Origin of the sequence: Tetragenococcus halophilus subsp. halophilus DSM 20339 (genome assembly GCF_003841405.1) — a bacterium.
Taxonomy (GTDB): domain Bacteria; phylum Bacillota; class Bacilli; order Lactobacillales; family Enterococcaceae; genus Tetragenococcus; species Tetragenococcus halophilus.
Window position 1 is genome coordinate 669,908 of the sequence record NZ_PXYA01000002.1, and the last position, 12,426, is coordinate 682,333.

Here is a 12,426-nt window from a genome sequence, read left to right on the forward strand (position 1 = left end):
TTTAGTTATCCACACATGTTGGTTTTTTCTACTTAAAAATGTAATTATATACATGTTTATGTATTTTGTGTGAATGTTTGCTTTTCTTTTTATTGAGGGTATTATGTGAATATAAGTAAAAATAGAAAGGGAAAAACGATGTTTAAGGGTTTTGTTTATTTTTTAGTCATTGTTTTGGCGAACACAGTAGGTGCTATCTCTGGTATGGGCGGTGGCGTAATCATTAAACCTGTGCTGGACTTTATTGCAGCAGATCCTGTAGGGGCTGTTTCCTTTTATTCTTCAGTTGCTGTATTTGTCATGTCTATTACTTCCACAGTGCGACAAGTTAGAGCTGGCGCTAGTGTTTCATGGCGTTTTGTCCTCTGGATTGCGGGTGGATCGATTTCGGGCGGCTTTCTTGGGAATCATACATTTGATTTTTTCCTCAATAGTTTTTCAAGCGGGACAGGTGTGCACCTGCTTCAAATTATTTTGACTATGATAACTTTACTCTTTGCGCTCTTTTATAATCATTTCAATTTTGGTAAATTCTATTTAAGGGGTAGAATTTGGTATTTGATTTGTGGCCTTATTTTAGGCTTTTTAGCTAGTTTATTGGGCATTGGGGGCGGTCCGATTAATGTGGCACTTTTGATCTTAATGTTTGGTGTGACGATCAAAGAGGCAACTGTTTATTCGATTTGTACGATTTTTTTCTCACAACTATCCAAGCTAGGGACGATTACTTTGACTACGGGTTTTGCTCTTTATGACTTATCTATACTTTTTTATGTTATTCCAGCGGCAATCATTGGTGGGTTTCTTGGTGCAAAGGTTAGTCGATTGATTTCGGCTAAACAAGTTTCTAGGGTTTTTGAAGCCGTGATTCTTATTGTTTTATTGATTAATTTGTATAATGGTTTTCGTCTTTTTCTATGAGAATATTTTTAGTGAAAAAATAAGCAGAATAATTGCATTTCGCGCAAAAAAGCATATGATTAAATTGAATAAACTTGTTGTCATACAAGAAATAAGCGAGTATACTGTATAAGGTTTTTTGCATTTATTTATAAAAGATATTAAGTAATGAAAGTATTGGAGGAGTAAAAATGGATATTGTTACATTGGCGCGGTTCCAATTTGCAATGACAACGATTTTTCACTATTTTTTTGTACCTTTTTCCATTGGAGTGGCTTTGCTCGTTGCAATTATGGAGACATTATATGTGACAAAAAAGGATGAAAGTTACAAAAAGATGGCAAAATTTTGGGGAAATATTTTCCTATTAAGTTTTGCTGTGGGTGTTGTAACGGGAATTATTCAAGAATTTCAGTTTGGCATGAACTGGTCAGATTATTCACGCTTTGTAGGGGATATATTTGGTGCGCCCCTAGCTGTAGAAGCATTATTGGCCTTTTTCTTAGAATCCACCTTTTTAGGTTTATGGATGTTCACCTGGCAAAGAGTAGGGCCAAAATTGCATGTCTCTTTCATGTGGTTAGTGACGCTAGGCTCAATTCTTTCGGCTTTTTGGATTTTGGTTGCCAACAGTTTTATGCAGCACCCTACTGGCTTTACCTTCCGTAATGGACGGGCAGAGATGAACGATTTTGGTGCATTGATCAAAAATCCACAAGTTTGGTATGAATTTTCTCATGTCATTTTAGCTGCCTTTTTGATGGGTGGGATTTTGATTGCCGGCATGTCTGCATTTCGTTTATTAAAACAACGTTCCTTGAGCGAATTAAGTACAAGTATTTTTAAAAAATCATTGCGTGTTGGTTTAGGTGTCGCTTTATTTGGTTCTTTAGGCATATTAATTTCTGGAGATATGCAGATGCAAGCCTTAGTTGAAGACCAACCGATGAAATTTGCTGCAACAGAAGGCTTATATGAGGATTCTGATGATCCAGCTTCTTGGACGGTGATTGGCTGGATGGATGAAGCCGAACATAAACGAGTCTTTGGTATTCACGTACCTTATGTTTTAAGTATTTTATCTTATCATAGCCTTTCTGGGGGCGTTGAAGGGATGAATTCACTTAATGAATCGATGACGGCAGAGTATGGAGATGATAATTACTTCCCACCTGTTAATGCGATGTTTTGGAGCTTTCGTATTATGGTAGGCTTTGGTATGTTGATGTTGTTGGTCTCTGTATTGGGATTATTTTTCACGCGTAAGAAAAATCCATCCCTTTATAAGAAACCTTGGATGTTATGGGTCGTCGGTTTAATGACCTTTACTCCCTTTATTGCCAATACCTGTGGATGGCTAGTTACTGAACTTGGTCGCTATCCTTGGACCGTCTATGGTATGTTTAAAATTCAAGATAGCGTGTCTCCCAATGTGACCCCAGCTTCATTATTATTTTCTAATATTGTTTATTTCTTGCTATTTGGCGGTTTAGCAGTTGTTATGATCTACTTAGTTGTTCGTGAGTTACGTAAGGGTCCAGATGTGCAAGAAGAACAAGAAAAAGAAGAACCTGCGACTGATCCTTTTGACGGAGGTGCTTTTAATGAGTAGTCTACAATTATTTTGGTTTATTTTAATCGGTGTCTTATTTGCTGGCTTCTTCTTTTTAGAAGGTTTTGATTTTGGTGTTGGGATGTCAGTAAAAACCTTAGCAAAAAATGATCAAGAAAAAGATCAAGTGATACAAACCATTGGACCTGTTTGGGATGGAAACGAAGTTTGGTTAATTTCTGCAGGAGGAGCGATGTTCGCTTCATTTCCTATGTGGTATGCTTCTTTATTTAGCGGCTATTATTTGATTTTATTTATCATTTTAGCAGGTTTGATTATTCGGGGTGTTTCTTTTGAGTTTCGTAGTGGAATGCCGGAAAATAAAAAATGGATTTGGGATTGGACACTAGCAATAGGTAGCTTTATTGTTCCTTTTTTCTTTGGCATCTTGTTTATCAGTATGATTCAAGGAATGCCAATGGATGCTAACGGCGATATGATGGCGCGTTTTACTGACTATATTAATTTATTTTCTGTTGTGGGCGGTATTGCTTTATTGTTACTATGTTATTTACATGGGATGAATTATATTTCTTTGAAAACGACAGGCCCTATCCGAGAACGTGCTAAAAAATATGCGCAAACATTGTATTGGGTGTTATATGTTGGATTGGTTGTCTTTGCCGTTTTAATGTATTTCCAAACGGACTTTTTCACATTACATCCTGTTTCAACTATAAGTTTATTAGCAGCGATTGTTTTATTAACTGTAGCGGCGAATTATTGTTCTTATACAAACAAGGAATTAACTGCATTTTTAACAAGTGGGTTTACGCTCATCGCTTTAGTTGCTCTTTTATTTACGGGTATGTTCCCACGTGTATTGATCAGTTCAACCAACGCTGCTCACGACTTATTGATCGCCAATGCTTCCTCTTCGCCGTATACACTTAAAATTATGAGTTATACTGCTATTGGTCTGTTACCTTTTATTTTAGCCTATATTGCTTGGACGTATTATATATTTAGAAAACGAGTGAAACATACTGAGATCGCGGGGTATGGTGAATGATTGATAAAGCCGTAATGGTTTTACCAAATAGTAAAAAGATTATGGGGATGCTTGCAGGGCTTGCAGTTTTGCAAGCTCTCTTTATCATTGGTCAAACTTACATGTTGTCAGCAGCCATTACACATTTATGGAATGGTGGAAAGATCACTGACCAATTGTTTGAAATCTGTGGTTTTATTATTATCTTTTCTGCTCGACATGGTATTAGCTTTTTGCGGGATAAACTGTTGGATCGTTATGCAGGCGAGCAAGCTGTATCTCTACGTAAACAGTTATTAGAAAAAGTTTTTCGCGTGGGTCCAAAGATCGTGCAAAAACAAGGTTCAGGAAATATGACAACAATGGCATTAGATGGGATTGAACAAGTAGAAAATTATATTCATCTTATTTTTTCTAAAATGATGAATATGATGATCATTCCGTGGCTTATTTTAGCGGTTATTTTTTACCTAGATATTCAATCTGGTGTGATATTATTGTTGATCTTTCCTCTGATTATTATTTTTATGATTGTCTTAGGCTATGCTGCACAAGCAAAAGCGGATAAGCAGTACAAAGCTTTTCAACTTTTATCAAATCATTTTATTGACTCATTGCGTGGCCTGGATACCTTGAAGATGTTTGGCTTGAGTAAGAAGTATGGGAAAAGTATTTACAATACAAGTGAAGAATTTCGTAAATCAACCATGAGTACTCTGAAAATGGGGATTTTATCAACTTTTGCGCTCGACTTTTTTACTACTTTAGCGGTCGCAATCGTTGCTGTGATGCTTGGCTTACGTTTAATCAATGGGCTGATTCCGCTTTTTCCGGCCCTGGCAGTGTTAGTGTTAGCGCCTGAATACTTTTTACCTGTTAGAGAGTTTGCCAATGATTATCATGCGACATTAGATGGTAAAAATGCAATGACTGCTATTAATAATGTACTTAATGAAGCAGAAATGAAACAAGAATCCATTGATTTAAAAACATGGGATGAAAATAGTCGTTTATCTTTAGAAGGCGTGTCAGTTTCTTATGAGGGGAAAACGGTATTGTCCGCAGATTTTTCTGTTAAGGGTTTAAAGAAGATTGGTATTATAGGAATGAGTGGTTCTGGAAAATCGACTTTGATTAATACTTTAAGTGGTTTTTTACAACCAACGGAAGGAAAAATTGAGCTAGGTGATCAAAGGGTTGCGAATTTTGCTTTAGAACAGTGGCAAAAACAAATGATTTATATTCCGCAAGACCCCTACGTTTTTCAACTATCTTTAAAAGATAATTTGGCTTTTTATACACCAGAAGCAAGTGAAGCAGATATTTTAGAAGCGGTAAGAGTCGCGGGCTTGAGCGAGTTAGTAGCTGAACTACCAGAAGGATTAGAGACACAGTTAGGAAGTGGCGCTCGCAGGCTAAGCGGGGGACAAGCCCAACGAATTGCATTAGCACGGGCATTTTTGGATAAAAAGCGCAAGGTTTTAATGTTTGACGAGCCGACAGCCCACTTAGATATTGAGACAGAAGTCGAATTAAAAGAAAGAATGTTGCCTCTAATGAAAGATCGTTTGGTCTTTTTTGCAACACACCGGCTGCACTGGATGGCTCAGATGGATGAAATCATTGTACTTGATCAAGGAAAAATTGTTGAAGCTGGAACTTTTAGCGAATTATCTGCTAAAAAGGGTTATTTTTATCGTCTGTCACAACAAATGAGGGGGAAAGAACATGCATAATATTCCTTTATTTAAAGCACTAGCTAAAGACAGTTGGATACGTCCCTTTTTAAAACGATATAAAAAGACGATGATTGTGGCTTTGGTATTAGGATTTATGACGTTCTTTTGTGCAGGTGCTTTGATGTTTACCTCAGGATTTTTAATTAGTCGGGCTGCTTCTATTCCAGAAAATATATTACTTATTTATGTTCCCATTGTTTTAACAAGGGCTTTTGGAATCGGGCGTCCGGTTTTTCGCTATATTGAGCGTTTAGTTAGTCACAACTGGGTTTTAAAGATGACCTCACAATTACGTTTGAAATTGTATAATACCTTAGAAAAAGATGCGATTTTTTTCAAAAACCGTTATTCTTTAGGAGATATTTTAGGACTATTAGCTGAAGATATCAATCATATTCAAAATCTTTATTTACGGACAATTTTTCCGACAATCATTGCCTGGATTTTATATATTTTTGTTGTTATTGCACTTGGGGTATTCTCTATTCCTTTTGCTTGTTTAATGGCTTTGTTACTTTTTAGTGTGATTATTGTGCTTCCTTTGTGGTCGGTTGTTGTCAATGGCGCAAGACAAGAAAGAGAAAAACAATTAAAAAATGAGCTTTATACTGAACTAACAGATAATATTATTGGGGTTTCTGATTGGATTTTTAGTCAACGTGGACATGAGTATGTCAATTGGCATGGCCGATCAGAAAAACAATTACAAGACACACAAGCAGGCTTACAAAAGTTTAATCGACGTCGTGACTTTTTCCTGCAAGTAATTATGGGCATTATTGTTGTGGCCTTGTTATTTTGGACCAGTCAACAATTTCCTGGAAATCACGGAGGCGCAGCAAATTGGATTGCAGCTTTTGTTTTAAGTGTTTTTCCTTTAGTAGATGCCTTTAGTACTTTGCCTGATGCTGCACAAGAAACAAATATTTATAAGGATTCTATTAAACGATTAAATGCTTTACCGACAATGACAGAGCAATCTACTGAAAAAGCATTAGAAGGTTCCTTAGATATCAAAATTGAAGATCTTGTTTTTCGCTATGAAAAAAATAATCGGAAAATATTAGATCATTTGAATATAACGATCCCTCAAGGTGAGAAATTAGCTATTTTAGGACGCAGTGGCTCAGGAAAGAGTACTTTAGCTTCATTGATTCGCGGGGATTTAACGCCAACAAGTGGAAATGTTCAACTAGCAAATCTTTCTACTGAGCAAATGGGTGATGATATTTCAGAGTATATTGGCGTCATTCAACAAACGCCTTATCTATTTCATACGACGATTTTAAATAATCTACGTATTGGCAATGAGCAAGCAACAATTGATGCTGTGTGGGAGGTATTAAGACGGGTTGGCTTAAAAAAATTGGTAGAAGAGCTTCCTGATGGCTTAAATACTATGGTAGATGAAGCAGGTCTACGCTTTTCGGGTGGAGAACGACATCGTATGGCACTAGCGAGAATTTTACTAAAAGATGTTCCTATTGTATTACTGGACGAACCTACAGTTGGTTTAGACCCGATTACAGAACAAGCATTGATTGATACTTTCTTTGAACAGTTAACAGATAAAACGATTATTTGGATTACGCATCACTTGCAAGGAATCGAAAAAATGCGGCATGTCATATTTATTGAAGACGGACAGTTGGAAATGTCGGGAACACCAGAAGAATTGGCTAAAAGCAATACACGCTATCAAAAATTAAAAGCAATCGATGAAGGGAAATTTTAAAGATGAAATTTCTTTTCTCTGCGAGGCCAGAAAGAGATGCTTTCTGGCCTCCTTTTGTTATTTATCTTTTAGAATGAAAGTGATAAATAGGAATGAACAGTCACATGAAAGAAATTTCATGTTTTTTTATATTGACATTGAGTGTTCTTTTTGCTAAATTGTTTAATGGCAAATCGAAATAATTTCGGTTTATAAAATAATAAAAGCGTAACAATTATAAGCTTGTTTAGAGGTGGAGAATGGAAAAAACGGATTTAAGTAGTGCATATTGTCGGATGAAAAGTCCTAATATTAAAACAAGAAAACGTGCACTAAAAATTATTTATGCATATAAACGAAATAAAAAATAAATAATTTATACGAGAGGATTGGAAAATGAAGAAGAAAATTTTGTTAGCTGTAATAACTTTGTTTACCACTAGTGCATTAGCTGCTTGTAGTAATGACGAAGGTAGTGATAATAATGCAGATGATGGAAAACTTTCAATTGTTACCACATTTTATCCAATATATGATTTTACACAAAATGTTGTTGGAGATGAAGGTGACGTAGAATTATTGATTCCAGCAGGTACGGAACCACATGATTTTGAACCTTCTGCCCAGCAAATTGCTAAAACACAAGATGCAGATGCATTTGTTTATCACGATGATAACATGGAAACTTGGGTGACTGATACTATTGAAGGTTGGGAAGATGGTAATCCAGAAATTATAAAAGGAACCGAAGATATTGAATTAATGACAACTGCAGAGGATAGTCATGAAAAAGAAGAAGGTCACGATCAAACTCATGAGTATGATCCCCATACTTGGGTAGATCCGAAGTTGGCTATCAAGGAAGTGGAAGCTATCAATGAGCAGTTAAGCCAAGCCTATCCGGATAAAAAAGAGACTTTTAAAGAAAACACAGAAAATTATGTAAAAGAATTAGAAGAATTAGATCAAGAATATGAAGATAGTTTAGCCAATGCGCAGCAAAAAAGTTTTGTTACTCAGCATGCGGCTTTTGGCTATCTGGCTGATGCATACGACCTAAACCAAGTGTCTATTTCAGGCTTGTCTCCAGATGAAGAACCTAGCCCAGAACGACTAGCAGAACTAAAAGATTATGTAGAGGATAATGATATTCAATATATTTACTTTGAAGAAAATGCATCTGACAAAATAGCAAAAACTTTATCTGATGAAGTTGGCGTAAAACTAGAAGTATTGAATCCATTGGAAAGTTTAACAGATGAACAAATGGATAATGGAGAAGATTATATTTCTGTGATGAAGGATAATCTGCAGGCTTTAGAAAAAACAACTGATTCAAAAGGTAAAGAGATTCAATCTGAAGAGTCAGGTGAATAGTTCACATAATGATTTTTATGAGTGAAGTGTGCGTTGTGTGATGTTTAAATCCTCCATAAGTTGTATTGGGGATAATTGATTTTGTAGCTTATGGCAAGTATTATATGGGTAAATGCATTGGTATTAATTTTGATTATAAAGTAGATAACTTGTAGGACAGATAGTTATTGATCTTTCTGATTTTTTCTGATGTTTAATTACCTAGGAGCTGTGTGCACATTGTTTAAAAAGAAAAAGTTAAAAGCATTTAGTCATAAAGCGCACATGAAAATAGGCGACGTAATCATTATTGCTATATTAGTGCTTGCATCTTTTCTGCCTATTGTTATATTTTATTTTCAGCAAGACCAAAATCAAGGCCAAGCAGAAGAAGCGACTGAAAAATCTGCTATCGTTCGTATTGACGGAAAGGAAGTCGATCGTTTTTCCTTGAATAAGGACAATGCTGTTCAAAAAACCTATCATCCAGCAGATGGCAAATATAATATTGTCGAAGTTAGAGACGGGCAGGCGCGCGTAAAAGAAGATAACAGCCCAGACCAAATTGCTGTTAACACCGGTTGGATTTCTGAGCCTGGTGAAACAAGTATCTGTCTTCCCCATAAGTTAGTTATAGAAATCTATGAAGAAGATGCTGAAGATACTTATATTTATTAAAACAAAGCCACTGAAAAAGAATGTAACGCCTTTTTCAGTGGCTTTTGCTTATATAGTAATCACTAGCTTTTATTCGATTGTTTTCTGAAGTTCCTAATTGTATGTGGCATATTTAAAAATTGTAGAAGCACCAAAATTCGGGTAATAAATACCTTTCAAATTATCCTTAACTAATAAAGAACGTGTTTGTTGATATAAAGGAACAATTGCTGCATCTTCTTCTACTAATGTTTTTTCTGCATCAATCATCGCTTGCCAACGTTTTTCTGGGTCGTTTCCGTAGTCACTAGTAATTTTATCCAAAAGGTCATCGTATTTATCACTTTCATAATTGGTGTTGTTTGGTGAACGTAAGGATTCTAAATAAGTCATGGGATCTTGGTAATCGGGTCCCCATCGACCCATAGCAAGTTCATATTCTCCATTACGTGTTAAGTCAATCGAATTATTCAAAGGAACGGATTTGACTTCCAAATTTAAGCCAGGCAGTGCTTCTTGTAATTGGTATTGTACGGTTTCTGCAACCTTCTTTTCAGCATCTTCATCTGATGTTAACAATTCGATGGTAATTTCATCGCCAATTTCTTTTTTGGCTTTTTCCCAATGTTCTTTGGCCTTGTCTTCATTTGTTTCCATCAGATCTCCAGCATCTTCACGAAAATCAGCATCTGTTTCTGGATTTTTTACAAAATCTTTTGGAATGTAACCATAGCTAGCGCTAGAACCATCCGCCAATACATCGTCAACAATACCTTCTTTATCAATCGCATAAGCAACAGCTCTGCGAACATCTTCATTAGCAAAAATAGTATCCTTATCGTTTGATTTTTGATTCATTTTGAAATAAAACACTTTTGAATCCGGTACCTTTTGTAGATTTGGATTATCTTCATTTTGTTTAACATGTTCTCCAGAGATTTCTGCTTGGTCTAATTCATCACTTTGGAATAAATTAAAAGCTGTAGCAGTTTCTTTGATCACATCTACGTTGACTTTCTCTAATTTGACTTTATCCGCATCATAATATTCTGGGTTTTTTTCTAAATCCCATTCCATGGAAGATTGATCCCAATTTTCCATGGTAAAAGCGCCATTTGATAAGATTTTTTCACTATCGTTTCCATATTCTTTCCCGTACTCTTCCACAAATTCTTCATTTTGTGGGAAAAATGGTGGGAAAGTCATAAGAGATGTAAAATAAGGGACCGGTTTTTCTAATTGAATTTCCAGTTCTTTGTCATTGTTTGCTTTGACACCTAATTTTTCCGGATCCATACCATCATTAATAATTTCTGAGCCATTTGCGACGGTTCCGTCAAGCAAAAACATATAATTTGCTTCATTTTCTGGACTAGCAAGCCGACGCCAAGCGTAAACGAAATCATCTGCCGTTACAGGGTCGCCATTGCTCCAATTGGCATCATCACGTAATTGGATAGTGTAGGTTTTACCATCTTCAGAAATTTCGGGCATATCCTCTGCGACTGCTGGGACAATTTCATTATCTTGATCGATATTATACAATCCTTCAAAGACATGGACTTGAGCGTTAATACTTGCAGTATCTTGTGTAACGAGTGTATTCATAGAGGCCACTTCGTTTTCTTCCATTAAATGTACAGTTTGTGCGTCGTTATCTGAACTATTAGCACCTTCTGTATTATTTCCTGTTGTACAACCAACAAGAACAACTCCTATAATAAAACTAGCACAAGCTAATATGATTTTCTTTTTCATTGAAACTCCTCCTTAAATGATCTTATAAAAAATCAAACCCTAATAAAGTGACATCCCAATCTAATTCATTAAAGCGTAACCCTCGTTGACCCGTTTCAAATTCTCCTCGTTGATTATCAATTGGATCTGCTCGTAGTTGTTTTTTTACTATAGAAAAATCTGCTTGGATATCATCATTTGCTGGCATACGAAATACATCAAGATTACCAAAATAATATTTCCAACGTTCCGTGTTATGACCACGATAGGCACTGCCCCCAAAAGAAGCATCTGCATAAACCCAACCGATTGTTGGTAGATAAAACTTTGCCCAGTCATGGGGACCTTGAGTATATTCTGAAATATATAAGCCAGATTCCCATTTTGCTGGAATACCCGCCATACGACATAAGGTAATAAATAAAATTGCTTGTACACCACAGTCGCCTTTTTGATTAATTGCACAGTATTCACTAATATTTGGAATTGTGAAGTATTCTTTCATATAAGAATAATTGACTTGTGTTGTTACAAACTCATAAATTTTATAAGCCTTTTCAAGTAAGGTCATATCTTTTGTTGTAAGTTCGGCTAAAAGTTTATACAAAAAATCCGTAAATAAAATATGAGGACTTTTTTCTGCTAGTTCGTTTTGAAACATTTTTTGTTCTTCTTTGGAAAGCTCTCTAGGAAAATCTTTTTGCGTTTCCATAACTTTAAACAAGTCGTAATAGTTTGCTTCAATTTCATAACTATGTTCTACTTCAAAAAATAAATCCTCATGACTTTCTGTTTGATAGGCGATCGTACGTTGACAAGCGTTAGTATCAGCAACTTCTAAAACAGCCCCTTTTGTAGACAAGATTTCCGAATGCTTTATATGGTTGTTATTTCTTGGTAAAGGTAAATGAGCAAGAAAGGGCGCCTCCTGGGCAGATATTGCTATTTTAGGAGTAATAGATTGTTTTAAGCGAATCTTGGCTTTTCGATGATCATGCTTTTTCATTTCTGTAATATTATCATCTAGTTCTGTTTGTCGTTCATTATCGATACTATTTTCTTCTTCATAGCGATAACGTTGATAATAATCACGTCGTGTTTTGACTAAGTTTTCAATAAAGCGACGATGAAAATATATTTGACCTTTTTTATAAATCCATTCCACGTTATTTGTACGTATAAGTTCCTTTGTCTCCTCAGGTTTTACATTTATAAAAGCTTCTTCCAGCATTTTTTGGGCTTTTTGTTGGTTGTAAGGAAACTGATCTTCTTTTAAAGCAGTCAAAACAACTAACTCGCCTTCTAAACGTTGTTTTACTGTTTGGCTCGTCTTGTCAAAATGAAGTTTTTGATGAATTAATTCTTCCGCAAGAGTAAAGTCTCCATTTTCTTTTGCCCGTGTTATATCATCTGGCAAAGGGACAGAAAGATAGCTGATATCATTTAGTTCAAAGGATTTCAATTAACATTCCTCTTTTCTATTAGTGTTATATTTTAGTATTATAGCAATCTTTGATTGTAAATGCCAGAAAATTCTATCAATTTTTTTAATTAATTTCTAATAATAATTTTGTTTAGAATAAGTACTTTAAAAAGTTCCTTAATAGAGTATTTTACTGGGATGAAAAATAGTATTTTGAGGTTTTTTTAAGGTATAATGATAATAAATTAAAATTTGGTAAGTTATTCTTGTTTGGAAAAAAGAAGTTATAGAAAAAC

At 35.4% G+C, this 12,426-nt stretch carries 10 protein-coding genes; 8 read left to right on the top strand and 2 right to left on the bottom strand.

Annotated features, from left to right (window positions below):
• Positions 1-138: 138 nt before the first annotated feature.
• From C7K42_RS08915 to C7K42_RS08950, 8 genes are all read left to right on the top strand, one after another.
• Positions 139-921 (top strand): sulfite exporter TauE/SafE family protein, encoded by a 783-nt coding sequence (locus tag C7K42_RS08915; RefSeq protein ID WP_061841019.1) that lies wholly within the window; start codon positions 139-141, stop codon positions 919-921.
• 170 nt (positions 922-1,091) lie between these two features.
• Positions 1,092-2,513, top strand: coding sequence for a cytochrome ubiquinol oxidase subunit I (locus C7K42_RS08920; RefSeq protein ID WP_094244090.1), 1,422 nt, complete (start codon positions 1,092-1,094; stop codon positions 2,511-2,513).
• Complete coding sequence (gene cydB, locus C7K42_RS08925; protein ID WP_103097163.1) at positions 2,506-3,525, top strand: cytochrome d ubiquinol oxidase subunit II; 1,020 nt, start codon at positions 2,506-2,508, stop codon at positions 3,523-3,525. Before C7K42_RS08920 ends, cydB begins: the two co-directional genes overlap by 8 nt.
• Positions 3,522-5,240 carry a thiol reductant ABC exporter subunit CydD gene (gene cydD, locus C7K42_RS08930; protein WP_061841016.1) on the top strand — a complete coding sequence of 573 codons (1,719 nt, stop codon included), beginning with the start codon at positions 3,522-3,524 and terminating at the stop codon, positions 5,238-5,240. The genes cydB and cydD overlap by 4 nt, the downstream gene beginning before the upstream one ends.
• Entirely contained in the window at positions 5,233-6,978 is a 1,746-nt protein-coding gene (gene cydC / locus C7K42_RS08935) for a thiol reductant ABC exporter subunit CydC (RefSeq protein ID WP_061841015.1), read from the top strand. Before cydD ends, cydC begins: the two co-directional genes overlap by 8 nt.
• Positions 6,979-7,217: 239 nt before the next feature.
• Positions 7,218-7,328 carry a putative metal homeostasis protein gene (locus C7K42_RS08940; protein ID WP_103099774.1) on the top strand — a complete coding sequence of 37 codons (111 nt, stop codon included), beginning with the start codon at positions 7,218-7,220 and terminating at the stop codon, positions 7,326-7,328.
• Between the two features lie 25 nt (positions 7,329-7,353).
• Complete coding sequence (locus C7K42_RS08945; protein WP_014125814.1) at positions 7,354-8,334, top strand: metal ABC transporter substrate-binding protein; 981 nt, start codon at positions 7,354-7,356, stop codon at positions 8,332-8,334.
• Between the two features lie 219 nt (positions 8,335-8,553).
• A complete protein-coding gene (locus C7K42_RS08950; RefSeq protein ID WP_014125813.1) occupies positions 8,554-8,991 on the top strand; it encodes a NusG domain II-containing protein in 438 nt (145 codons plus the stop codon).
• A 93-nt stretch (positions 8,992-9,084) separates the two neighbouring features.
• Here C7K42_RS08950 and C7K42_RS08955 read toward each other — a convergent pair whose 3' ends face one another.
• Positions 9,085-10,728, bottom strand: a complete 1,644-nt coding sequence (locus C7K42_RS08955; protein ID WP_103083659.1) for a peptide ABC transporter substrate-binding protein — start codon at positions 10,726-10,728, stop codon at positions 9,085-9,087.
• Between the two features lie 22 nt (positions 10,729-10,750).
• Positions 10,751-12,169, bottom strand: a complete 1,419-nt coding sequence (locus C7K42_RS08960; protein ID WP_103099775.1) for a transglutaminase-like domain-containing protein — start codon at positions 12,167-12,169, stop codon at positions 10,751-10,753.
• Positions 12,170-12,426 lie beyond the last annotated feature (257 nt).